Origin of the sequence: Vibrio fortis (genome assembly GCF_024347475.1) — a bacterium.
GTDB lineage: Bacteria > Pseudomonadota > Gammaproteobacteria > Enterobacterales > Vibrionaceae > Vibrio > Vibrio fortis.
Genome location: NZ_AP025487.1, coordinates 1,610,940 through 1,635,740, shown reverse-complemented (window position 1 = coordinate 1,635,740; position 24,801 = coordinate 1,610,940). Strand labels below are relative to the sequence as shown.

Here is a 24,801-nt window from a genome sequence, read left to right as displayed (position 1 = left end):
TCTTAGCGCTCGCTAAAGGCCATTTGCACACTGTCTTCTTGCTTGTGCATCCAACGCAGTCTCAGTCCTAATAACAAGGCTGCGGAAGAGAGGCCAACAATAAAGCCTGTCCAAAAACCGTGAGCGCCCATCGGCTCAACAATCCAATCAGTCATACCTAGAATGTAACCAAGCGGTAAACCTAAAATCCAATAAGCAATGAAAGTGCGATTGAAAATCGAACGCATGTCTTTGTAGCCGCGGAGTGCGCCCGCTGCTATCACTTGAATCGCATCAGTACATTGGTAAACCGCTGCAAACAACAGTAATTGCATAGCAATAGTAATTACAGCTTGGTTTTCGGTGTAGAGAAGAGCAATCTGCTCTCGGAATAGAACGGTTATTAATGCAGTACAAAGCGACATCGCTAACCCGACTAGAATACCAACATGCGTTGCGATTTTTGCACCTTCGGTACTGTTTTCCCCGAGCTTATGCCCAACACGAATACTTACGGCCGCGCCAACACTCATTGGTAACATGAACACTAAAGAAGAGAAGTTAATAGCAACTTGGTGTGCGGCAACGATCATAGGACCAAGCGGTGCGACCAATAGCGCAACAACCGCAAATAACGTCACTTCAAAAAATAGAGCCGCTGCGACAGGGAAGCCAAGTTTAAACAAGCGTATCTGAGCTTTTAATTGTGGTTTATGGAACTGACCAAACAAGTTAATTTTAGCTAAACGTTTTGACGTCATCACATAGCCAAGTAAGAGAGCGAACATCACCCAGTAAACGATGGCTGTTGCAACACCACAACCCACACCGCCAAGCGCAGGTGCTCCTAATTTGCCGTACACGAACATCCAGTTAAGTGGGATGTTGAGCAGTAAGCCTATGAACCCAATAACCATCGCTGGCTTGGTTAGTGACATACCATCTGTAAAGCTTCGAAGAGTCTGGAACAACAGGAACGCAGGTACTGCATACATTACTGCATGCATGTAACCGTTGGTTTTTGCTGCCATCAAAGGCTCAACATCCATCAAGTTAAGAATGCCTTGGGTTTGAAACAAAACACCAACGATTGGCACCGAGATAAGCAAAGCCATAACAGCGCCTTGTTGAATCTCAAATGAGATTTTCTCTTGGCGACCAGAACCATTCAGCTGTGCAACCACAGGAACTAGAGCCATCAACAAGCCGACACCGAACAGAATAGAAGGCAACCAAATACTTGCAGCGATAGATACCGCAGCCATGTCAATTGCACTGACACCACCGGCCATGACGGTATCGACAAAGCCCATACCCGTTTGGGCAACAGAGGCAATCAATACCGGTGTCGCAAGTTTTATTAAGTTTGATGCTTCTGTTTTGTAACGATGCACAAATGACTCCAGCTAGAAGATAATAAGATTAGATACTTAGGGATGGACATTCAGACTGAATCAGAGATACTGATCGTTATGCGCCACTGGGCGAATAATAAAGAAATGTCACTACAACTGCTATGAAAAACTGTGACGTGACGGCACAAAACGGGAATATTATGTTTACAGGTATCGTGCAAGGTATGGCGACCTTGGTTGCTATAAAAAAGAAAGAGATGTTCCAGACTCATGTTATCGAACTGGACGGTGAGATGGCTCAAGGCCTAGCAATTGGTGCGTCTGTGGCTCACAACGGTTGTTGTTTAACAGTAACAGAGATAAACGGTTCACAAATTTCTTTTGACTTAATGCAAGCAACACTAAGGCTGACAAATCTAGGTCGTTTGAAAGAAGGTGATTTGGTTAACGTTGAGCGCGCAGCAAAATTTGGTGATGAAATTGGCGGACATAGCATGTCGGGACATATCTCTCTGATGGCCAACATCGTTGACGTCATTAAAACAGAAAACAACCGAACGATTTGGTTTGAACTGCCTCAAGAATCGATGAAGTACGTGTTGAGCAAAGGTTATATCGGCATCGACGGGTGTTCACTGACGATTGGTGAAGTAGTGGACAACCGCTTCTCAGTCCATCTTATCCCAGAAACGCTCAATCGAACTTTATTTGGACGAAGAGAAGTGGGCGACCAAGTGAATATCGAATTCGACCCGCAAACACAAGCAATCGTCGACACGGTTGAGCGTGTATTGGCGAGCCAAAACAAATAAGTCAGCATTTCTAAGAACTCTAACGATTTCAGGATCAAAAAGAGCACGTCAGTACGTGCTCTTTTAATATCGGAAAGCTCAGTAGCTCTGATTCTGCACTAGAAAACTTGTTCGTCATCTGCGTCAATCGACAAGTTGATGGTGTTCCTAACTTCATCAACTTGCATGTCTAGATGAATGGCATTGCAACAGGCAGGGCAGTCATCATAAAAGTCTTGGCTTCCATTTGAAGCATCAAGTGTTATCCCGATAGAGTGTCCGCAGTGTGGGCAAGACACGTGCTTTTCAGTGTAATTGTTCATAGTCAATTCTCCTCACAGCAACTTAAACAGCCAGAATCTTCTGAATATGCGCTTCTGTTTGTTCTAGATAACTACCGCCAAACTGATTGCAATGATTGAGAAGATGGTACAAGTTATAAAGGTCTTTTCGAACATTATAGTCGACGTCGAGCGGTGCGACGCTCTGATAGCCTTGATAGAACTCTTTTGGAAAACCACCAAACAATTCAGACATAGCAATATCACACTCTCGGTCGCCCCAATAACACGCAGGGTCATAGCAGATAGGGCCGAATGCTGAAGTCGCAACGTTACCATGCCAAAGGTCGCCATGTAGTAGAGAAGGGGTTGGATTGTGTCCAGACAGCTTGGTGTTTACAACATCAACAATCTCATCAATATCACCGAACTCGATGCCTTTCTCTTTAAGTAGTTGCAGTTGGAAGCCTATACGTTGCTCAGAGAAAAAACGTCCCCACTTTTTATGCCACGGGTTGGGCTGAAGGGTACTTCCTATGTAGTTGTCTTGATCGTAGCCAAATTCTTTCTGTTCTCCCCAAAGATGGAGCTTGGCCAGCGAAACGCCAAAGTCAAAGCCGTTGTTGCCAGTATCTAATGGTTTGGTCGGTAGGTAGTTGAGGATAATAAAGGAACACTCTTTAGTCGTACCTATCAGTACCAATTCTGGGACATATACTGTGGAAGTATTTCGTAACAATCGTAGGTTTTCAGCTTCAATTTCGAACTTATTAATAAACTCTCTTTGGTTCACTTTTACGAAGTAACGCTCGTTGCCATCGGTAATCATGTAGCAATCATTGATATCGCCACCTGATAACTTAACGCGCTCGGTGATCGGGAAGTTAAAAAGAAGGGTGTCTGAAAGTTGTTGAGAAATGGCCTGCCACATAGGAAATCCTCAAAGAACATGGGTATGGCAATAGTTTAGGATAAATTTCCACTATTTTTAGGCGTATGCGTCAATGTTCTTAGCTGTTATTAGCACTCTAGCCGAGCAATTACGAGAATTGTGACCTTTAGCCTCGATCTTAAACAATGTTCGATAAATGTGAGAATGGAATCAATCTCACATTTGAGACGACCTATAAACCAGAATACTGTTAAAGCTTTAATCAATTGATATTGTTGTAAATCAGTTTGTGAATTAAAAAACTTTGCTCTAATGGGTCAAGTCACGTTAAGAAATGAAAATTTGATTTGCTCTTCCAGACGATCGCTTAGCTCAACGTAAGATAAAAGTTCGACTTATGAGTTAATTTTGAGCAGTTAGACGCAAGGTCTAGCGATTTATTAGCAAATCAAACAATTAGTTAATGACAATACTGAGAGTTCGCCTAGTATTGTAGTGACAAATTTACCATTGAGCTTAAACGGAGATGTATTGTGGTTGTAGAAACCGATGGTTATTTAGCTTTGATTGAACACTTGTCGTTTAATTTGGATGTATTTACAGGTGGTAAAGGTGATACAGGCACAGAGAGTGTTGAAGATATCGTGACTGACATGATTTCTACGAACATCATGGCGATCTTCGAACAAAACCCTGAATTGCATTCCAGTGTTCGTTTTCAGTTGCTTAAAGAAGCCGATGCCGTTGTTGCTGACCTAGGTGAAGTGTTAGCGGGTGTTTGGGCTAAAAAAGCTACTAATGAACAGATCGTTTTTCTAGATGAGTATATTGCTCTGGTGAAGAACTTGTTCGATACGGCTGTTGCTAAGTACGACTAAATAGGTCGATAGTTCAAGCGAGAAACAGCTCGCTCTGTGTAATTGGCGAATCGTTATACTAACATTCGCCAATACTCATACCTGACAACTTGGTCGGGTAGTTAGATCCTTCTAAAGTGCCAAAAAGTTGAAGCCCAGTAAGGGTTATCCAGCCTAGAAATAATCACACCCTTTGATGTCGAAGCATGTAAGAATTGCTTATTGCCTAAATATACGCCTACGTGTCTAACCTTTGGTGACGTTTTGAAGAACACCAAATCACCACTTTTAGCATGTTCGTAAGCGATCTCGATTCCATGTTTACTTTGATCCAGCGTTGTTCTCGGTAGCGCCTGCTGTGTTGCATTCAGCACCGCAATTTGAACAAATGCTGAACAATCCACACCGTTAAAAGACGTACCGCCAAAACGATAGGGCACCCCTTGCCATTCTTTATAAACGCTCATATACGCTTGAGTTGTCTGCTTCTCTAACGGGGAGAGCGTTTGGTTGCTGGGCGCAGAATCTTGAAAATCAGGTGACGAAGAGCACCCAACGACACCCATTATTGTGACTGTTAATATAACTCTTTGAATTAATTGCAATCTGTAACTCTTCTGAAAAATTAATGAAATAAAAGTGTCATAGGTGAAACTTAGTATACCGAGCTTAGAAAGGATGCCACACACCGTACCTAAATCGGAACAACAATGCCTGATAAAAATGTAACTAATCAACCCGCTCGTTTCACTTTTTCTCTCATACAAACCGTAACCAGTATCTTTTGTGTAATCTTACTGCTGGTTGTCTTTTTATCTATGGTCAGTATAAAAGGCGTCGACAGAGTTGGCGGTCATTTTGATGCGCTTTCTGAACAAGTATTACCGCTTGCTCTTAATAATGCCAAGCTGACTCAAAATGTACTAGAGCAAGTTAAATTATTGGGTTACAGCACTCAGTCTTCTGATTTAGCAGAACTCAATTCAACCAAATCGTCAATTCAGACTCTTGCTGATGGATCAAACTCAATGCTGCAAGAGTTGTTGGTGATTACCGAGCACTTTCCTGATGCGATCTCGCCGCAAGAGAGAGAACAGCTTGTCGCGGACATGACGAGGCTGCGAACACTGACATCGAATGTGCTCACGATACAGATAGATATCCAATCAAAACAAAGTGACATCAATAAACAAATAGAAGCATTTCGTTACGGTGTGAGCTCTGCTGGGCCAGAAATGAGCCGTATTAGCTCATTCTTAGCCGAAGGAAACCCGGAATCTACTGACGCAGCGAATCGATTTGTCTCTAGTGTGAGCGCGATGGAAAGTTCATTCTTAATGCTGATGATGTATGAAGATATAGACAAAGCGGAATCAGAATATCGACAGTTACGTAACCGCCTAGCGGGTATGAACTTAGCCTATGATGATTTTTCTGAGTGGCACCCAGATGTCAAAGATTTCACTAGCCTTGTCGCCGCTTATCAAATGGTTTCTGATGGGTTTGAAGATCAGGGGATTATCAAAAACATATTCGCTAAGCTAATGCTGACTGAAGAGCAAAAGCAAGAGTTAGCGAAAGTCATGAGTACTGCTAATCGGGTCATTGTTAGTCTTAACACATTATCGGACAAGGCTTCACGCTTGATTGAAGAAAGTGAGTCGGTGGTAAACAACACCATTAGCAATATCGACAGGGTTCTGATTATCAGTGGTTCGGTTATCACTATGATCATCTTGATTTCTGGTTTTGTGCTTCAACGTTGGGTCAACAAAGGGCTTAAGAACATTAAACAGCATTTGGCTCTTCTCGCAGAACATGACTTTTCCAAAAAATCAGAGCCTAAAGGCCCATACGAACTCCAAGTCATCACTTCAAAACTCAACATAGTGGTGGAATCAACAGCTGAGTCAGTGAGCTCAGTTACTCGTAACTGTGAAACCCTTTATCAAACCGCGGAAGTCAGTCATGACGCAGCAGAGCAAACTAACAAAAGTTTGAACGCACAAAATGAATCACTGCAAAACATGATTACGACGATTACTGAACTTGAAGCATCTATTAGCGAAATCGCACGAATCTCGAATGCGTCAAACGATGATGCGCTACTAGCTGAAACGGAATCGGTGAATGGCAGCCATGTAGTCGGTTTAAATCAACAGCGACTGCATGCCCTAGAGAAAACACTCAGTGTAAATGAACAATCTATGGATGAGCTCGATGGTCGTGTAAAACAGATCAGAGAGATGGTGGATATGATCAGTGGGATTGCTGAAAATACCAATCTTTTGGCACTCAATGCGGCCATTGAAGCTGCAAGAGCGGGTGAACAAGGCAGAGGCTTTGCCGTTGTCGCCGATGAAGTTCGTAAACTTGCTAGCGGTACATCTCAGCAGACAACCAATATACGTAACATGATGACGGAACTGATCGCTGCCGCTGACCGCTCGAAAGAGTCAGTTGTTGAGTCACGCAACGAAATGGTGAATGCACTTCAAACGAGTAATGATGTTAAGCAAGCATTCGATAAAATCGAAGTCGCTGTCGCTCACATCAAAGGTCGTGTTGAACAGATCATGGTCGCGACTGAAGAGCAGGCACGGGCAACGGTTGATGTGTCACAATCCATTACACGTATATCTGAACAGGGTGACAACACCAAGATGCAATTAGAGTCGATGATTGAAAGCTCAGAGCAAGTTGCAGATATCGCAGGCCACCAACAAGCGATGCTACATAAGTATGTTTTAAGCTGAGTCTGCCAAAGACAATAAAGCAAAAAAGGACCAATTAATCTCTGAGATAATCGGTCCTTTTTCTATTGTGATGAGTAGCAGTTAGCTTTGTTTGATAAAGGGTTGGCGCAACATTTTATCTAGTCGCTGCTCCTTGCCATCTTGAATCTCAGGAACGCCTATTTGAACATTGTCATGGCCAAGTTTTGGTTGCTCACGATAGGTTTTGAACCATCTGTCCCAAACAGAGAGAAAGAAACCAAAATTAGAGTGGGTCTCTTTAACAATCACGGAATGGTGCACTCGATGCATATCTGGTGTCACTATCCATCTACGTAAAATTTTGTCTACTTGAAGGGGCAACTTGGCGTTACTGTGATTAAACATCGCGCTAGCATTTAATACAATTTCGAAGACAACCACAGCTATCGCAGGCACACCAAGCATCATTACTAGGGCTATCTTAATCAACATCGATAGAATCATCTCTATCGGGTGGAATCTCGTTCCTGTGGTGACATCAATATCTAAGTCGGCATGATGAACACGGTGTAAGCGCCATAGTATTGGAACTCGATGAAACACCAAGTGTTGAAGATAGATAGCGCAGTCGAGCAGAAAAACACTCACAATGATGACAATGGGAACAGGCAACGACAGTTGATTGAACAATCCCCATTGATTTTGTTCAGCAATCAACGCGGATTGGAAAGCGGCGATTGGAAACAATGTTGCTAGCAACACACTATTGAGCGCAACCAAAGCAAAGTTGTTAGTCCAACGATACCATTTATTCTGAGTCAGCTTCTTTCGCGGAGAATACGCTTCCCACAAAGCACAACCGATAAAAGCGGTGACAAAGCAGGCAAGCCGAAGTAAAGAGGGGTCTTGCATAGGAATTCCTTCTATCATTATCCACTCACTCTAAGTACAATCGCACCACTTTTCTAGAGCTATCGTTAAACACCATGAGAATTCACGCTTTTCACCACCTTTATCAACATCGTTTGTCCCTTTCTACTCGACCTTTTAAAGCGCGAGGCTGTAAGGTGGTTCGCTGCGAGTATTGTAAGATCGAGCAAGGTCATTGTATCTGCGAACATCAACCCGACATTAAAACGAATGTAGCGAGTATGTTGATCTTATCGGATAACGAAGTTCTCAAGCCAAGCAATACTGGTCGATTGATCGTAGATACAGTCAAAGACAGTCACGTCTACCTTTGGCACAGAACCGAGCCAAATCCAGAGATGCTTGCTGTCTTAAAAGACGAGAAATACCAACCAGTCATCGTGTTCCCTGAAGACTATACGGACGATAAGAGCCGAGTGGTTCAAGATCTTCCAGCGATGCGTGATTCAAACAAAACCTTGTTACTCATCTTTATTGACGGTAGTTGGCGCGAAGCTCGTCGTATTTTCCGCCGTTCAGAATATCTGCAACACCTACCTGTGTTATCAATTGAGCCTGAGTCGGTGTCTCAGTATATGATGCGTAAATCGGATAATGAGCAGCATTTGTCGACAGCTGAAGTAGCAAGTTTGGTGTTGAAGCAAGCAGGTGAAGAGCAGGGGGCAAAAACACTTCAGATGTGGTTTGAAGCGTTTAGAGAGAGTTACATGCTCAGTAAAACTCGCTACAAATCCGATCAAACAAAACCAAGCTTAAATGCTTATATCGATTATCATGAAAGTGAGACGTCGCTCTAAGCCTGACACCGTATGTGCTGACAACTTGTTCAAACGAACTCAATCAGAGAATAAGTTTGTCATCTATCACGGTTTGTAGGGGGAGTGTTATGGATAATGGCTCACAGTGACTTTTATATTGTCCCAGATTTAGGGAAAAATTGGAGAGATTTGATGTATTACGGCTTTGATGTTGGCGGCACTAAGATTGAATTTGGTGCATTCAATGAGAAACTAGAACGTGTGGCAACTGAGCGTGTACCAACGCCTACTGACTCTTATGAGCAACTGATCAACACGATCGCAGGACTTGTTGAGAAATACGACAGCGAGTTCGCTTGCGAAGGTAAGATCGGTCTAGGTCTACCGGGTATGGAAAACGCTGATGACGGCACAATGTTGGTTGTTAACGTTCCAGCCTCAACAGGCAAGCCACTACGTAAAGATTTGGAAGCTCGTATTGGCCGTAGCGTTAAGATTGAAAACGACGCAAACTGTTTTGCGCTTTCTGAAGCTTGGGATGAAGAACTACAAGATGAGCCATCAGTTGCTGGTCTGATTCTAGGTACAGGCTTTGGCGGCGGTTTGATCTTTGACGGCAAAGTATTCTCGGGTCGCAACCACGTTGCGGGTGAAGTTGGTCATATGCGTCTACCGTTAGATGCATGGCTCCATCTAGGTGACAATGCACCTTTATTAGGTTGTGGTTGTGGTAAAAAAGGTTGTCTGGATAGCTACCTTTCTGGTCGTGGTTTTGAGCTTATCTACGAGCACTACTATGGTGAGAAGAAGAAAGCGATTGATATCATCAAAGCACATGCTGAAGGTGAAGAGAAAGCCGTTGAGCACGTAGAGCGCTTTATGGAGCTATTGGCTATCTGTTTCGCGAACCTATTTACTACTTTGGATCCACATGTCGTTGCACTGGGCGGCGGTCTATCAAACTTCGAACTTATTTACGAAGAGATGCCAAAGCGAATTCCAAAATACCTGCTTTCAGTAGCGAAGTGTCCGAAGATCATTAAAGCGAAACACGGCGATTCAGGCGGTGTTCGTGGTGCAGCATTCCTAAACCTTAAGTAATTTAACTTAGGCTTAGCGGATTTACACCAATTAGATAAAAATGCCGCAATCTCTGAAGAGGTTGCGGCATTTTTTTATGTTTAATGTGTTGGTTACTCAATCGAGCAATCAGAATAAAGAAACGAAAGGTTACTTTTTCTTTTTACCAACACCCAGGTTTTCTTTTTGCTTCAATGTAAGCTTTGTGAAGCCAAGCTTACGGAAGTAATTATCTTGATAGTTACGAACCGCTTTCGTATCTGAAATCAACTCAAGTTGTTGCTCTGTTTTTAAATACTCAGAGATGTCGATACCTTCAGCCGCGGCAACAGCTTCTTGAATAGTGCGGTGTTGTTGTTTTGAAAACAGCAACTCTTTTTCTTCATCTTTATAGGTATACAGAATAGTACGAGCCATGGTGCTCTCCAGTCGAATCTAGGATTTTCGCGAACTCTACAGAAAATCTGCCTTACTCTCAAGGATAAGGCGGAATTAGTTGTTTAGTAAAGCAAAGCTGGGCGAAATATAGTGCGGAAAAATCATTTTATAGTACACTATTCTTGCGGGCGATGTTGCCCGATGGCACGCTCATAATTTAAATGAACAACACACTTAATTCTCAAATTCTAGGCATTATTACACGAGTCCAAAACTATCCTGGGCTCAAAGGGTTACGTGAAATCGAATCAAAGATCAGCGCCATTTGTAACCAGCATCAAGCTCAATTTCCTACACCAGTAAAAACCTTTCTAGAAGGTTACGCCTTTGACCGTCAGGATAACTTACCGAAAGCCATTGAATTATACGAAAAGAGCCTATCAGAGCTTGGCGATGATGATGTTCAACTCGAAGTCTTTATCAATGGCCTGCTGGCGTCTATCTATGTCGACTTTGAAGAGTTTCAACGTGGTTATCACTGTTACGAAAGAGCACTCAGAAACTTGCATCGTGTGGATGACAACGTAAGTGCACTGATCTATTGCAATATAAGCGATCTTTACCTCACGCTAGGTCAATATCACGATGCCATTCTCTACGCTAAACTCGGTGCTAAAGCGGCACAAAATGCCAGTCGTTTTCTAGACTACGCGATTTGCTCACTCAACCTTGCTTTCAGTTACTCGCACATCGGTGAATTTGATAAAGGCCTCAAAGCATTGCACCAAGCCAAGCAAATCGGTATTCAAATGAAAAGTGATAGAACCTTAGCGCTCTATTACGGCTATAAAGCACAGATCATGGTGCAATGTATCGATTCAAAAAACGATCATAGGTTCACCGAACAACAGGTAACTCAAGCGTTTGCTCTGGCTGAAGATTACTATACCAAGGTTGTAGACGAGCATAACCGCGTTGAAAACCTCGCACACTGGGCGAAATACCTTGAGTCGGTCGAGAAACTTGAAGCATCAAAAAAGTTGTGCACAAAGCTAGAAAGCGAATTCGACATTAAGGCAAGCTTTCAGACTTACAGTGTTTACGCGAAAACACGGGCTAATTTGTATCGCCGCGACAACGATTGGCAATCACTAGCAAATATTCAATCGCAACATATTGTTTTAGGCGAGGCGAGTCTTGAACAACATAAGGCCAAACAAAGCTGCGATATTGTAAAAAAAGTCGACACAGTAAGAGACACTCAACATGCGGATGTGCTAAACCAAATTCAAAAGCACATGGGGTCTATTACTGAGATTGGACAGTTTATCGCGACAACCCATTCCTTAGACAGCGTGTTACCGGAGATACTGACCAAAATTAACAGTATCTTGCCCACGTTTGAGTTTGGTATCGCGCTCTATGATCACGTCAGCGATGTACTGGATTACCGTTACTTCGTTGATACCATGGGGTTAGTTGAACCAATGCAAGTGGTGTGCGCAGAAAGTACCACTGTCGGCAGTTATGTAATTAAGCAGCGTGCCACGGTGCACCTTAACAGTGTTACGCCTGAGTCACTTGCGCCATACATCGAAAGCCAATCACAAGGTGGTACTCAAGCGGTTATCGTGAACAATAAACCTGACACCAACTCGATCATCTTGACACCAATACTTCTGAACGACCAGGTAATTGGTTTGCTTTCTGTTCAACATAGTCAAGCTAATCAGTATCAAACTCATCATAGATATCTGATTGAGCACTTAGCGAGCTTCATCGCTGTATCACTAGAGAATCAAAAGCAGCGTCTCAGGTTAGAAACGGCGAACAATGAGTTAGAGCACCTCTACAAAATTGAACCATTGACGGGTCTGTATAATCGATATCAGCTGGATAGCATCACCCCAACGCTTATTCGACAAGCGAGCTTGAATGCTCAAACCTTGGCGGTACTGATGATTGATCTGGATGAATATAAAGCCTACAACGACTATCACGGTCACCTGCAAGGTGATGAAGCGCTGCGTATCATCAGTCAAATTTTAAAAAGCGTGTTTAGCGAAGAGCATGATTCACTGTTTAGGTACGGTGGTGATGAGTTTATGGCGGTGTGTTACGGCCAGTCGATGAAAACCATTGAGAAAAAGGTCAACGAGTTAAGAGTTGCATTGAATGATGCCAACCTAGATAACCCTTCCGCATTACGCGCAGACAGACTGACAGTCTCCATTGGTGGGGTAAACATGAGGTTTGGTGATTCGATGCAAGAGCCAAGTTTCAAGAACATCTGTGATCAAGCTGATAAACAGCTTTACCTTGCCAAGGCGTGTGGTCGAAACGACGTGAAACTTAAAGCGCTTAATAGCCTGCCAACAGAAGCGTTGATTTATTAGCAGTGAAAGAGGTTAAAAAAGCGAAGCTATAAAACAGCTTCGCTTTTATGATTAAAGTTAGATGCGCCCTTGGAGTGGAATAACGGTAACGGTTTCACCCACTTTAACCGTATCAACGGAAGGGGAGATCTCAATCAAACAGTTTGCTTCGCTCATCGAGCGTAAAATGCCAGAACCCTGTTTACCTGTTGTACGCACTTCAAGTTGACCTTGGTCATTCATAGAGAACACGCCACGACTAAATTCGGTACGTCCCTGGCGAGAACGAAGTTGCTCTGTCGCAATCGCATTCGCTTTAACTGGTGTCCAATTTGTTTGACCTTGCAGTTTGCGAATCGCAGGCTCAACAAAGTTGATGAACGATACCATTACCGCCACAGGGTTACCCGGTAACCCAAAGAACGGTGTTTGCTCAATCTTACCGTAAGCAAGCGGACGACCAGGACGCATGTTGATTCGCCAGAAATTGATTTCACCAAGCTCATCCAGCGCAAGCTTGATGTAATCGGCGTCACCCACCGATACGCCACCTGAAGTCAGAACCATGTCTGTCTCTAACGCTGCAGAGTGAAGAACTTCTGTCATCTTCTGCTGATCATCTTCAATAATGCCGTAATCGACAATTTCACACCCTAGCTTCTGGAGCATACCAATGATAGTGAAACGGTTTGAGTCATAAATAGAATTCGCCTGCTGAGGTGTGCCCGGCGCTTGAACTTCATCACCAGTAGAGAAGATACCAACCTTAACCTTACGAAGAACAGGGCAAGTAGCGAAACCTAACGAAGCCATCATACCCATTTCAGGTGCTTCAATACGAGTACCTTGGGTAAATACAGCTTGGCCAACTGACAAATCTTCACCGGCCATACGAACGTTTTGGCCTAAATCGATTTTTGCGTTAGGGAAACGAACAAACTCACCATCTTGAACGGCTTGCTCACGCATAATAACGGTATCACCACCAATTGGTGTTGGCGCACCAGTCATGATCTTAACTGCTTGGCCTTTCTGGATTTCTTGGTCGTAGCTGTGTCCTGCAAGAACTTCAGCTACAACTTGGTACTGCTCTTGGTCAAGGTCATCACCACGGATAGCGTAACCGTCCATTGCAGAGTTGGTGTTTTGTGGAACATTGATCGGAGAGATAATGTCTTCTGCTAACACTCGACCATATGCAGACTCAACCGCAACGCTCTCACCAAGCTGTTCTTTAGTGATGCTCTCTAAGATTTTCTCCTGACCTTGCGTTACGCTCAGACCAGCAGGAGAGAAGGAATCACAGCAAACAGCAGGTGCTTTCTCTGCTTTTGATTGGCAGCTAACGAAGGTTGGTTTGAAATCTTTGGTGTAGTTGATGATAAAGTCGCGAATCGCTTCCAAATCATTGATCGACATTTGAGGAAGATCCGACTCCACTTGCGTATCAGCAGCAATGGCAATGATGTTGTTGTCGTTAGAGTACAACCAAGGTTTACCAATTTCTTCACGATGCAGTTCAATCTTAGGAAATGCGATATTCTTACACCCTTCAACCAGAATTAGATCTAACTTCTCAGTATTAAAGCGAGTCAGTAAGTAATCAAAGTCTGCTTCAGCTTCTGGTGTTTCAGTCATCAACACATAGCGCTTTCTAGAAGAAATCAGCATCTGGCCAGCACCTGCTTTACGTAATCGGTAGCTGTCTTTACCAGGCTTGTCGACGTCAAAGTCATGGTGCGCATGTTTAAGTACACCAATGCGCAAACCGGACTCGGTTAACATTGGCAGCAGCGCTTCAAGTAGTGTTGTTTTTCCAGTACCGCTGTAGGCAGCAAAACCGAGTAACGGAAGGTTAGGGCGTTGTTTTGAATCATTCATTATTGAAGCGTACCAAATTGGGTGAGTTCTTCTGGTGTATTAAGGTTTACAAAGCAGTTTGGCGAGTCGCTGAAATCAACAAACTCGGTAACGCAATCTTTGTAGAGCAGAATGATCTTGCGATCGCCACGCTCTAAAAATGCTTCTAACCTAGGTAATACGCGCTTATGGAATAGGGTAAATACTGGCTGTTTAAATTCACCGTCGTGAGCAACCAAAATATCGCTGTCTGGGTTTACTGCCTCACAAAAGCGAGCCACTAAGTCTTCGTTGATTTGTGGGCTGTCACAAGGAACAAAGCCGACCCAGTCGGTGTCGGCATTTTTTAATCCAGCGTGAATACCGCCTAGCGGCCCTGGATAATCAGGAAAAGAGTCAGAAACCACAGGCGCGAAATCTTGATAACGCTCTTGGTTTCGATTGGCGTTAATGGTGATAGATACGTTTTGTTGAGACAATTTGTCGATAACGTATTGAATGAGTGGACGACCGTTCAATTCGACGAGACCTTTGTCACGTCCACCCATTCTGCTGGCTTGTCCGCCAGCTAAGATAACCCAACTAGTTTGCGTTGGAAGCAGCATAAATATTCTCTTGTGCTTTGTCTTTTTTAATAATTTGCAGCAATGGTGATTCAGTTAAAGAGTTATCTTTAATCCACCACTGTTTTTTGCATAGATCGGTTAAGGCATTGGTTTGGTGGCTTGTTATCACCAAACTTGCACCGCGCTGAAGAAGATCTTCGGCCATAACGACCAATCTTTCAATAGATTCTTTATCTAATGATGCACTTGGTTCGTCCATAAGTAGGATAGAAGGTTTTAGAATCCAAGCCCTAGCCATCGCGACTCGTTGACGCTCCCCACCAGACAGTACAGAGATGTGTTCGTCCGCTAGGGTCTCTAAACCTACCATTCTCAACGCATTGATTATTTGAGCTCGCTTATCTTTTTGCGACTCTTTGTTAAATCGAATGCCGTAAGCGACATTTTGATACACAGTACCATCAAACAGATAAGGCGTTTGGTGTAGGTAGATAATGTCTTTGAACTTTGAGCGAGGGAATAGGGTACCTTTCCAACTGTGATGAGCCGTTTGGATTCTTCCTGAAGTCGGTTTAATCAAGCCAGATAGAATTTTTAATAGCGTTGTTTTACCTACGCCATTGTCGCCTTTTAGATAGATTGCATCGTTAGGCCCAATGGACAGTTCCGGAATGTGAAAAAGAACGCGCTCTTTGTAGCGCATTGAAACTTGCTGCGTTGTTATTTTTATACTCATGACAGCATTCCTATGTTCTTAAGTAGCCTTTTCCTCTCACACTCGAAAGGAAAAAGTTTAAAACCAGTGCCAATGCTAGCAACACCATGCCCAGCGCAACGCCTTGTGCAAATGCGCCTTTATGACTTTCCATCGCGATTGCGGTTGGGATATTTCTTGTCATACCCATGATATTACCGCCGACCATCATAGAACAGCCTACCTCTGTAACGATTCGTGAAAAGGCAGCAATGGTCGCAGCCAGAAGTGGGAAGCGTGTTTCCCAAATCAATGTTGACGCGATACGGAAAGTTGAAACCCCTAGAGTACGAGCTGTCTCAACGGCACGTCGGTCACTTGCTTGAAGTGCGCCATGCATCATAGAGACAAGTATAGGGAAGCAGATTAGCATCTGACCTAGAATCATAGCCTTTTGGGTGAACAGCATTTGCCAGTCACCCAAAGGGCCAGAGCGAGATAACATCATATACATCAATAAACCAATCACGACTGTAGGGATCGCTTGCAAGGTATTAATGATGGATAACAATCCCCATTTACCGGGGAACTCTGTATAAGCGAGTAAAAAGGCCATGACAATTGCAGGCACAATAACCAATGAAATTGCCGACAGAGAAACGCTAAATGACACTGCGACAATTTGCCACAATTCGTGGTCAAAGCTCACGAGTAAGTTCAGTGCATCAAGCGTTGTTTGCCATAAGGTCATGATGTATCTCTTTTGTGCGGAGGCTCCGCGTATAATTCAGTATAGCTTTGTCAGTTGCGAACATTCAGTCGCGAATTTACCCGTTACGATATGAGCGTTTTTCAAATGCTCATACCGCAACCTGAGAAAACCTGACTATTTTATTCAGCGCTCGCGACAAATAGCTGCTTACCATGAAGCTTAAACTCGTTAATTAGCTTTTGTCCTTTCGGATTTACCAACCAGTCACTGAATGTTTTTGCTGCTTGATAATTAATGCTTGGGTAACGCTCTGGGTTAACAAGAATAACTTGGTACGGGTTGAAAAGGTTCTTGTCGCCTTGGAATAGGATTTTTAGATCAAGTTTATTTTGATAAGCCAGCCAAGTACCGCGGTCAGTCATGGTGTAACCTTGCATCTCTGAAGCCATGTTCAGTGTTGGTCCCATACCTTGGCCTACACTGCGGTAACCACCGAAGTTAGGTTCCATTTTAGTTTGAGCCCAGATGCCCATCTCTTTTTTGTGTGTACCTGAGTCGTCACCACGAGAAACGAACGTCACATTGTTGGTTGCGATAGATTTGAACACCTCAGCAACGTTGCTTTGTGACACGATTTTTGCAGGATCTTTTTGTGGACCCACGATAACGAAATCGTTGTACATCAGTTTGCGAGGAAGAACGCCGTAGCCTTTCTCAACAAAGTTTGCTTCCGCTTTAGGAGCGTGTGTCATCACGAGATCCACATCGCCGTTTTCGCCCATGCGAAGTGATTTACCCGTACCCGCTGCAATAACGTCAACCTTGATACCTGAGTCTTTTTCAAATTCAGGCAAAAGGAAATCGAGTAGGCCAGAGTGATAAGTACTGGTTGTTGTTGCGAGTTTGATGTGTTGAGTATCTTCAGCGCTGCTCGCTGAGTAACTGACGATAGAAAGTGCTGCAATAGTTAAAGGAATTGCTTTCATTATTATTATGTCCATGAGTTATGAATAGACCACCATAAGTAGAGATGCACGACTTATGGCTCCTGGGCCAAAGGGTATAAATTAATTATCCTCTCCCTATAAGCAAACTTAATGCCAACAAGGATAGGTAACTAGGTTCATTAAATGTCTGTTATTTCGGACAAAATAGCACCATTTTCGAAATTAAATTTAAAGAAAATATGAGCTAGGACAAAATGTCGCATATTGAACCTGTTGTACTTGAGGCGAGTTGGTACACTCTGTCCCAAATTTCCTCACCGGTGTGTTTTTATGTCTCTTACCAGCTCAAATGTCACAAACAAGACTCTGAACTCCTTAACTCAATACCAAGCTTTCTCTGTTTTGGTTGTTGACGATGAAATAGGAATGCAGGCAATTTTGAAAAAGGCACTGGGCAAACTGTTTGGTAAGGTTATGTGCGCGGGTTCAGTAGAAGAGGCGGAGACAATCCGCAGTGCTGAACACTTTGATTTGATCGTGTTAGATATCAATTTACCAGGACGTTCTGGCATTGAGTGGGAAGAAGCATTCAATGATAGCGAAAAACGCTCAGACGTTATCTTTATGACGGGTTACGCTGACCTAGAGATGACAATTTCAGCTCTTAAACTTGGCGCTTCAGATTTTATCTTAAAGCCGTTCAATCTCGAACAGATGATTCAAGCCGTACTTCGCTGCATGGACAAACGACTCGCACAACGAATGCAATATGCGCTTAAGCGTGATGTTAGCCGTCATATCAAAACAGAAATCATCGGTAACTCTGATAAAACTCGACTTCTAAAACAGCTGATTACTCAGTTCGCTCCATCTCGTGCGTCTGTGTTGGTTGAAGGCGAGTCTGGTACTGGTAAAGAGCTAGTAGCCCGTGGCGTTCATGAAGCGAGCAAACGCACAGGACCATTTGTACCGATTAACTGTGGCGCAATTGCACCAGAACTTTTGGAAAGTGAACTGTTTGGTCATACGTCTGGCGCGTTTACGGGTGCAAAAAAGAATCGTGAAGGTCTGTTTCGTGTAGCCAATAGCGGCACTCTATTTCTTGATGAGATAGGTGAAATGCCACTACCTATGCAGGCTGCACTGCTGCGTGTTTTGGAACAGCGTACAATTCGCCCAGTAGGTAGCGAAAAAGAGATAACCGTTGATGTGCGCATCGTCGCTGCGACCAACCGTAATCTTCAAGAAGAGGTCGAGAAAGGCAATTTCAGACGCGATCTTTTCTATCGTCTCAATGTGTTGAAGATCGATGTCTCTCCGCTGCGTGAACGTGTATCAGACTTAATGGATTTGGTTCCGTATTTCACACGCATGCTGGCTCATGAACTCGGCATGCCTGAACCAACATGGGCACATGAAGATATTCTCGCGATGAACGAGTATCAATGGCCAGGAAACATCCGTGAGCTAAAGAACTTAATGGAGCGTTGTATTTTACTGGGCAAGCCACCAGCGCACTATTGGCGTGAGCTAAACGGCGAGAGTAACGTACCGACTCGCGTATCAGTGACGGTGTCACATGGTTCAGAACTGCCTGGGATGGATCCTAATGACGCTGCAGAAGGCTATCCAAATAGCTGGACACTCAAAGAGGTAGAGAAAGCCCACATTGAACAGGTCGTTTCTTATCATGATGGAAATAAATCCGCTGCCGCTCGTGATTTAGGCGTTGCTCGTAAAACGCTAGAGCGTAAATACAAAGATTGGAACGCTGAGGATTCGCAATATGCCAACTAGTCGTCATTGGTGGGGAAAATGGCGTTTTAGATTTAAGACGATGGTTCGCTATCGTCTTCTGTTTTTGACCTCTGCACCAATTATTCTAACGCTTTGCGCCTTGATCGCAATTACGCTCTATTGGTCTGTGCATTACACCTGGCAGGGCGCATTGATTGATGTTGATGAGCGCTTGGATGTTGCTGACAACAGCATTCACCTTATCCAAAATCAGCAAGCCTATAACGTGAGAGCATTCTCTGAATCTTATCGTTTTCGCAATAAACTTGAGAGTGATATTACCGAAGAGCAGCTCATTCAATGGGTATCTGAAAACAAAAGTCGCTATGAGCTCGATTTTTTACGCTGGTACAACGCCCATTCTTTGAAAGACACAACAGAACTCCTTGATCTCACAAGTAAACAATCGTTCTTTAGCGTGCTAACACGCAGTCAACTCGATGAACTAGATCGCACCCTAGCTAAAAGAGCAGAAGTGCCGTTGCTCAATGGTTCGGAGGTCGAGACTCGCGGTTTGGTGAGTCGCACAGTCGTCGCGATCTATGATGGTGATAATCGCGTTGTCGGTTTCCTTGATGGCGGAATTTTACTGAATAACAGTTCTCAGCTTGTTGATCAGATCAGTAACTTGATCTACCCAAGACCAGAAGGTTTTTCTCGTCGTGTTGGTACTGTAACCGTCTTTCTAGATGATTTACGTGTTAGTACCAATGTGCCTCTCAACAGCGACGCCAGTGAAGGCCGAGCTATCGGCACCCGTGTTTCTCATGAAGTGCACAGTAAAGTTCTCAACGAAGGCAAAGAGTGGCTGGATCGCGCTTATGTTTATGATGCTTGGTACATCACTGCATACCAACCTATCCATGATCATCATGAACAAGTCATTGGTATGCTCTATACCGGTTATCTGATTTGGCCACTTATCGAGACGTACTTAACCAATCTTGGCGAGATCAGCGTAACCATTGTCGCGCTTTTATTGCTGTCTGGATTTATTGTGCACCGCGGCGCGCGCGATCTATTCAACCCAATTGAACGCATTCACAAAGTAGTGAAACTAGTTCAGATGGGACAAGACAAACGTATTGGTACTCTGGGTCTTGATGATCAGCATGAATTGACGCAGTTGGCGAAACAGTTCGATAAAATGTTGGATCTTCTGCATGAACGAAATCAAGAAATCCAGAAAGCTGCACTGGAATTGGAGTGTAAGGTTCATTCGCGTACCGCTAGCCTTAAAGAGAAGACCGAACAACTTGAACACCATATTACGCTGTTGAATCAAGCTCGCGACAAACTAGTGGTTAATGAAAAATTAGCTGCGCTTGGTGAGCTGACGGCGGGTATTGCGCACGAAATCAACAACCCAACCGCTGTGATTCTTGGAAACGTCGAGTTAATGAAGTTTGAACTGGGCGAAGAGACCGACCGAGTGAATGAAGAGATCCAAGCGATCATGGAGCAGATCGATCGTATTCGAAACATCACGCGCAGTCTGCTCCAGTACAGTCGCCATGGTGGTGTCCAAGATGAGATCACTTGGCAACACATCAACCCAATCGTTGATGAGAGCATTACACTTGTGAAAACTGGTGCCAAGAAGAAAGGAATCGTTTATCACTCATCTCTCGATGCCAAAACGTCTGTTGAAGTGAATCGAAATCAGTTACTACAGATCTTAGTGAATCTACAAATGAACGCGATTCACGCAATGGACGGAGAAGGTAACCTAACCATTTCAAGTGAAGATTGGATTGAAGACGATGTGGTTCAAGGCGCTGTCATTCATGTTGAAGACGAAGGGTGCGGGATTAAAGAAGAGCAACTTCAACGTATCTTTTCACCGTTTTACACCACTAAACGGGATGGGACAGGTTTAGGGTTATCAGTTTCTCAGAGTATTCTTTCTCAAACTGGTGGGGAAATTCGTGTCACCTCTGAACTAGGTAAAGGCAGCCGTTTTAGTGTTTATTTACCAAAGAAAGCTGTGCCACAGTTATTGGTATCTAACGTCAACTAAACTTTTAACTTTACTTAGGCCAAGGTTCACTGCGTCTGTACTGATAATGCTGATATTAGCTACGATGTATGGTTTGCAGTGAACTATGCTCAATTTGTGTTAAACAAATGAGGGTGGGCTTATGTTGGGTAATCCAGTAGGGTGGTTTGAGATCTACGTCAATGACATGGATCGAGCAAAGCAGTTTTACCAAGAAGTATTTCAAGTAACATTATCAAAGCTTGATAGCCCTGGAGGCATTCCTCTTGATATGTGGGTGTTCTCTGATGATATGGGAAGCTACGGAGCAACCGGCGCCTTAGTCAAGATGAACGATATGGCTGCTGGTGGAAATAGCACCATAGTTTACTTTTCCTGTGAAGACTGTGCCATCGAAGAAAAACGCGCGCTTATGAGTGGCGGTACTCTGCAAATGAGCAAGATGGCGATTGGAGAATATGGCTTTATTAGCTTAGTCATGGATACTGAAGGTAACGTTATCGGGCTTCACTCGATGAACTAACAGCAGCGATGAACATAACGTCATGCATGGAGGCAGAATGACAAAGACATATCTCTTTGATTGGGGAGACACCTTAATGGTCAATTTCCCCGATCAATCTGGAAAAATGTGCGACTGGCCTGTCGTTGAACCCATTGATGGTGCGCTAGAAACTCTCGAATACCTTTCCAAACATCATCGAGTTTATGTCGCGACTAATGCGGCAGACTCCTCAGAGCAGGACATTCAACGAGCCTTTAGTCGAGTAGGCTTAGACAAATTCATTTCTGGCTATTTCTGTAAATCAAATCTAGGGGTCGATAAAATGAGCCCTGAGTTCTTTCCTGCCATTCTTGCTCGTCTTAATGTTCCTTCATCAAGGGTGACAATGGTCGGCGATACACTTGAGAAAGATATTGTGCCTGCTATCGATGCTGGACTTAATGCCATTTGGTTTAATCGAACTGTAAATCAAAATTCCACAAACACTGATTTTCACAGCATTAAACAACTCTCGGAATTAAGAGACTAGTTCAATAACGCTTACCAATTATTGATATTTTTATAAAATTCAATCAACTAGAAGTGACAAGTGTCACTTTTTGCATATGTAATCATGTGAATATTCATTCTTCATGACATGCATCATCGCTAATCGAACTGATTTTGTTAATTTGCTCGCAACTAATAACAAAAATATAAAGTCAGCTCGCTATGAAATTAAGCAACCTTTCTATCAAATCCAAACTCGCCTCTATCGTCATTTTTTCAGTAATCTCACTGATCATGGCATGTACGTATAACTTGCTCCAGCAACGCGCCACTTCCATGGCCGAACGTGAAAGTAAGCTCAGCGCACAAGTAGAGTCCGCCGTATCATTGGCAAAACACTATTACGCCCAACGCACTGTACTCGGTGAAGAACAAGCACAACAACAAGCACTCGCTGCGATTCAGAATCTGCGTTATGACAGCAATAACTACTTCTGGATTCTTAATCAACAATCACAAGTGGTGATGCACCCATTAAAGCCAGAGCTAAATGGTGAAAACACCCATAACTTCAAAGATGGAGCAGGCAAGTTCCATTGGCGTGAAATGGTTTCTATATCGCGCTCTCCACAGGGTAAAGGCTTTCTCGATTACCAATGGAAGAGCCCGCAAGGTGAGTTAAAAGACAAAATCTCCTATGTGGAACTGTTTCCTGAATGGAACTGGATCGTAGGTTCAGGGATCTTAGTTGCAGACATCCAAGAAGCATTCTGGGCGCTAGCAATTAAAGAGGCATTTGTAGCCCTTGTTTTATCAGGGATGCTGTTTGCTATGGGTTACGCCATTTCAAACAATATTCTGATTCCACTTGCTAAGTTGATTAACAACACTCATGCGATCGCTGATGGTGATTTGCGTGTGCGCATGAACATGACACGCAAAGATGAACTGGGCGAAATGTCTAACCAGATCGATAAGATGTTAGAGAAACTACAAAGCACGCTTAAAACTGCCAACGAATCAGCAGGACAGTCTAGTTCAATGGCGAGCCATATTGCTCAAGCGAGTGAAGAAGCAGCAACAAGTGTTAACTCTCAACACGCACAGCTTGAGTTGTTGTCTACGGCGATGACAGAGATGAGTGCAACGATTTCTGACGTTGCTGTTAATGCTGAAAATACAGCCGTAAGCACCAATAAGGTCGTCGACCATGCTTATCGTAACGATGAGAATATGAAGGTTACCGCAACAAGCATCTCTCATGTTTCTGAGAACATCTCGAATGCGAATAGCTTGGTTCAAGATCTGCAAGCGGGCGTAACCGAAATTAGCCAAGTGGTTGGTGTTATTCGTGACGTTTCTGAGCAAACTAACCTGTTAGCGTTAAATGCTGCGATTGAAGCCGCGCGCGCGGGTGAACAAGGTCGTGGCTTTGCTGTCGTTGCGGATGAAGTACGTAACCTTGCAAGTCGAACTCAAAATTCTACGAATGAAGTGCAGCACACCATTGAAAAGCTCACTCATCAAGCTGAACAAACCTTTGTAGCGATGAAACAGAGTAATGAAGAGGTCGACCATAGCGTGAAAGCGTCAGACGATACTCGTGCTCAACTTGATGAGATCGTTGCCGAACTGCAAAATGCCAACGACATGGTGGCACAAATTGCTGCAGCTTCAGAGCAGCAAAGTTCAGTGGCGACAGAGATGAACCAAAATGTCTCTAGCATTCATTTAGCCGCAAATGAGGTTCTACAAGCTTCTCAGTCGCTTGCAGAAGACAGTCAACAGATGGCGAATACAGCAGAGCATTTAACAGAACAACTTAAATATTTCAAAGTTTAGCCAGATGCGTTAGCCTCTTTAAAAATACTCAAACAAAAGCCCTCGCTACAATCGTAGCGAGGGCTTTTTACTTTTTACTTTTTACTTTTAGGCTTAAACGTGCTTAATCAGAGGCCAAAGCAATCTTAGGCGGTTTGATCCCATGCTTCTTGAACTCTTTCATCACTCTGAGGGTAATATCGGTCTCGAACAGCTTCTCATAAGCAGTATCAACAACGTAGGCCTTACAAGTTAACTGGATCGCTAAGTAGTTATCGGTAATCGTCTGCTTCACTAGCACGGTTACAGGCTTAGGTAAGTGGATGTAGCGACTTGATGATGCCGCTTCCTGAATCAAATCACGGGCGAGGGTAATGTCTTCGTCCATTCCTACATAGAAGGGAATAACGACCTGCATATCTAACGCGCCGTAGTTACCACTCGTCGTAACCTCATTGAGGAACTTATTATTGGGAATGGTGATGATGTCATCGTTGAGGGTTCTCATCCGGACGGAGCGTAAGCCTATCGTAATAATATCACCGTAATTCCCTTCAAAGGTGACACGGTCACCTACTTGGAACGGCCTGTCGATCATCACCGTCAATCCCGCGATGAATGAAGCTGCAAGGTCTTTCAATGCAAAACCAACTGATACAGCCAACGTGCCGCCAATCAAAGCTAAGATGTGATCATTAATGCGAAAGCTCATCATAAAGACCACCAGACCAGCGGTCATATAAATGAAAAACTGGAGGAACGATTGGATTTTTTGCAGCATCATTCGATACTGAACAAACTGACCACCAATGCTCTCAACCATCGAATTCATAAACTTAATCAGCAACCAAGTCGCTGCGACGACTAACGCAGAGAAGAAAACACCACTCCAACGAATGAGGCTGGCGAATTGTTGAATGCTCTCTACGTTAACTACTTCTTCTGCAGCCAATACGGTTCGCAAAGGCAGTAGAAGGGCAAGCAGTACAATACAAAGTGTTTTAGAAATTCTATTCAT

23 protein-coding genes are annotated in these 24,801 nt (G+C 43.7%); 11 read left to right on the top strand and 12 right to left on the bottom strand.

The features are described 5' to 3' along the window. Positions 1–2: 2 nt before the first annotated feature. Positions 3–1,373, bottom strand: a complete 1,371-nt coding sequence (locus OCV50_RS07030) for an MATE family efflux transporter (RefSeq protein WP_261902573.1) — start codon at positions 1,371–1,373, stop codon at positions 3–5. Between the two features lie 161 nt (positions 1,374–1,534). Here OCV50_RS07030 and OCV50_RS07025 point away from each other — a divergent pair, with 161 nt between their 5' ends. Next, on the top strand, positions 1,535–2,146 hold the full coding sequence (locus OCV50_RS07025; RefSeq protein ID WP_261902572.1) for a riboflavin synthase subunit alpha: 612 nt from the start codon (positions 1,535–1,537) through the stop codon (positions 2,144–2,146). Between the two features lie 98 nt (positions 2,147–2,244). Here the strand turns inward: OCV50_RS07025 and OCV50_RS07020 are convergent, their stop codons facing one another. Together OCV50_RS07020 and OCV50_RS07015 are read right to left on the bottom strand one after the other, a co-directional pair. After that, positions 2,245–2,448 (bottom strand): CPXCG motif-containing cysteine-rich protein, encoded by a 204-nt coding sequence (locus tag OCV50_RS07020; RefSeq protein ID WP_239840881.1) that lies wholly within the window; start codon positions 2,446–2,448, stop codon positions 2,245–2,247. 22 nt (positions 2,449–2,470) lie between these two features. Continuing rightward, positions 2,471–3,337: a fructosamine kinase family protein gene (locus tag OCV50_RS07015; RefSeq protein ID WP_261902571.1), complete on the bottom strand. Its 867-nt coding sequence runs from the start codon at positions 3,335–3,337 to the stop codon at positions 2,471–2,473. Positions 3,338–3,831: 494 nt separating this feature from the next. Between OCV50_RS07015 and OCV50_RS07010 the strand changes: the two genes are divergently transcribed. Then, the gene (locus OCV50_RS07010) at positions 3,832–4,176 is read left to right on the top strand and encodes a DUF3802 family protein (protein WP_239840879.1); all 345 of its coding nucleotides are present in this window, start codon (positions 3,832–3,834) and stop codon (positions 4,174–4,176) included. Positions 4,177–4,277: 101 nt separating this feature from the next. Here the strand turns inward: OCV50_RS07010 and OCV50_RS07005 are convergent, their stop codons facing one another. Next, positions 4,278–4,721 carry a C40 family peptidase gene (locus OCV50_RS07005; RefSeq protein WP_390905146.1) on the bottom strand — a complete coding sequence of 148 codons (444 nt, stop codon included), beginning with the start codon at positions 4,719–4,721 and terminating at the stop codon, positions 4,278–4,280. A gap of 144 nt (positions 4,722–4,865) precedes the next feature. On the opposite strand from OCV50_RS07005, the gene OCV50_RS07000 reads away from it, so the two are divergent. Further along, a complete protein-coding gene (locus OCV50_RS07000; RefSeq protein ID WP_261904094.1) occupies positions 4,866–6,911 on the top strand; it encodes a methyl-accepting chemotaxis protein in 2,046 nt (681 codons plus the stop codon). 81 nt (positions 6,912–6,992) lie between these two features. Here the strand turns inward: OCV50_RS07000 and OCV50_RS06995 are convergent, their stop codons facing one another. Further along, on the bottom strand, positions 6,993–7,784 hold the full coding sequence (locus OCV50_RS06995) for a sterol desaturase family protein (protein ID WP_261904134.1): 792 nt from the start codon (positions 7,782–7,784) through the stop codon (positions 6,993–6,995). A 74-nt stretch (positions 7,785–7,858) separates the two neighbouring features. On the opposite strand from OCV50_RS06995, the gene OCV50_RS06990 reads away from it, so the two are divergent. Further along, positions 7,859–8,599, top strand: a complete 741-nt coding sequence (locus OCV50_RS06990) for a tRNA-uridine aminocarboxypropyltransferase (RefSeq protein ID WP_261904093.1) — start codon at positions 7,859–7,861, stop codon at positions 8,597–8,599. Positions 8,600–8,752: 153 nt separating this feature from the next. Further along, positions 8,753–9,661 (top strand): N-acetylglucosamine kinase, encoded by a 909-nt coding sequence (nagK, locus tag OCV50_RS06985; RefSeq protein WP_261904092.1) that lies wholly within the window; start codon positions 8,753–8,755, stop codon positions 9,659–9,661. Between the two features lie 129 nt (positions 9,662–9,790). Here nagK and OCV50_RS06980 read toward each other — a convergent pair whose 3' ends face one another. Next, on the bottom strand, positions 9,791–10,057 hold the full coding sequence (locus OCV50_RS06980) for a DUF2960 family protein (RefSeq protein WP_239840875.1): 267 nt from the start codon (positions 10,055–10,057) through the stop codon (positions 9,791–9,793). 182 nt (positions 10,058–10,239) lie between these two features. Between OCV50_RS06980 and OCV50_RS06975 the strand changes: the two genes are divergently transcribed. After that, on the top strand, positions 10,240–12,414 hold the full coding sequence (locus tag OCV50_RS06975) for a sensor domain-containing diguanylate cyclase (protein WP_261904091.1): 2,175 nt from the start codon (positions 10,240–10,242) through the stop codon (positions 12,412–12,414). A gap of 57 nt (positions 12,415–12,471) precedes the next feature. On the opposite strand, the gene OCV50_RS06970 is transcribed toward OCV50_RS06975, so the two are convergent. The 5 genes from OCV50_RS06970 to OCV50_RS06950 form a co-directional block, all read right to left on the bottom strand. Then, a complete protein-coding gene (locus OCV50_RS06970) occupies positions 12,472–14,274 on the bottom strand; it encodes a bifunctional molybdopterin-guanine dinucleotide biosynthesis adaptor protein MobB/molybdopterin molybdotransferase MoeA (protein WP_261904090.1) in 1,803 nt (600 codons plus the stop codon). Next, a complete protein-coding gene (gene mobA, locus OCV50_RS06965; protein WP_261904089.1) occupies positions 14,274–14,858 on the bottom strand; it encodes a molybdenum cofactor guanylyltransferase MobA in 585 nt (194 codons plus the stop codon). Before mobA ends, OCV50_RS06970 begins: the two co-directional genes overlap by 1 nt. Beyond that, the gene (locus OCV50_RS06960; RefSeq protein WP_261904088.1) at positions 14,836–15,555 is read right to left on the bottom strand and encodes an energy-coupling factor ABC transporter ATP-binding protein; all 720 of its coding nucleotides are present in this window, start codon (positions 15,553–15,555) and stop codon (positions 14,836–14,838) included. Before OCV50_RS06960 ends, mobA begins: the two co-directional genes overlap by 23 nt. Positions 15,556–15,565: 10 nt before the next feature. Continuing rightward, positions 15,566–16,264: an ABC transporter permease gene (locus OCV50_RS06955; protein ID WP_150872452.1), complete on the bottom strand. Its 699-nt coding sequence runs from the start codon at positions 16,262–16,264 to the stop codon at positions 15,566–15,568. 140 nt (positions 16,265–16,404) lie between these two features. Next, the gene (locus OCV50_RS06950; protein ID WP_261904087.1) at positions 16,405–17,211 is read right to left on the bottom strand and encodes a substrate-binding domain-containing protein; all 807 of its coding nucleotides are present in this window, start codon (positions 17,209–17,211) and stop codon (positions 16,405–16,407) included. Between the two features lie 291 nt (positions 17,212–17,502). On the opposite strand from OCV50_RS06950, the gene OCV50_RS06945 reads away from it, so the two are divergent. The 5 genes from OCV50_RS06945 to OCV50_RS06925 all read left to right on the top strand — a co-directional run bounded on the left by OCV50_RS06945 (position 17,503) and on the right by OCV50_RS06925 (position 23,804). Further along, positions 17,503–18,969: a sigma-54-dependent transcriptional regulator gene (locus OCV50_RS06945; RefSeq protein WP_261904086.1), complete on the top strand. Its 1,467-nt coding sequence runs from the start codon at positions 17,503–17,505 to the stop codon at positions 18,967–18,969. Further along, positions 18,959–20,989: a sensor histidine kinase gene (locus OCV50_RS06940; RefSeq protein ID WP_261904085.1), complete on the top strand. Its 2,031-nt coding sequence runs from the start codon at positions 18,959–18,961 to the stop codon at positions 20,987–20,989. Before OCV50_RS06945 ends, OCV50_RS06940 begins: the two co-directional genes overlap by 11 nt. 121 nt (positions 20,990–21,110) lie before the next feature. Continuing rightward, positions 21,111–21,491 (top strand): VOC family protein, encoded by a 381-nt coding sequence (locus tag OCV50_RS06935; protein WP_261904084.1) that lies wholly within the window; start codon positions 21,111–21,113, stop codon positions 21,489–21,491. Between the two features lie 37 nt (positions 21,492–21,528). Continuing rightward, on the top strand, positions 21,529–22,002 hold the full coding sequence (locus tag OCV50_RS06930) for an HAD family hydrolase (protein ID WP_261904083.1): 474 nt from the start codon (positions 21,529–21,531) through the stop codon (positions 22,000–22,002). 182 nt (positions 22,003–22,184) lie between these two features. Next, the gene (locus OCV50_RS06925; protein ID WP_261904082.1) at positions 22,185–23,804 is read left to right on the top strand and encodes a methyl-accepting chemotaxis protein; all 1,620 of its coding nucleotides are present in this window, start codon (positions 22,185–22,187) and stop codon (positions 23,802–23,804) included. Positions 23,805–23,907: 103 nt separating this feature from the next. Here the strand turns inward: OCV50_RS06925 and OCV50_RS06920 are convergent, their stop codons facing one another. Continuing rightward, on the bottom strand, positions 23,908–24,801 hold the full coding sequence (locus OCV50_RS06920) for a mechanosensitive ion channel family protein (RefSeq protein WP_275665634.1): 894 nt from the start codon (positions 24,799–24,801) through the stop codon (positions 23,908–23,910).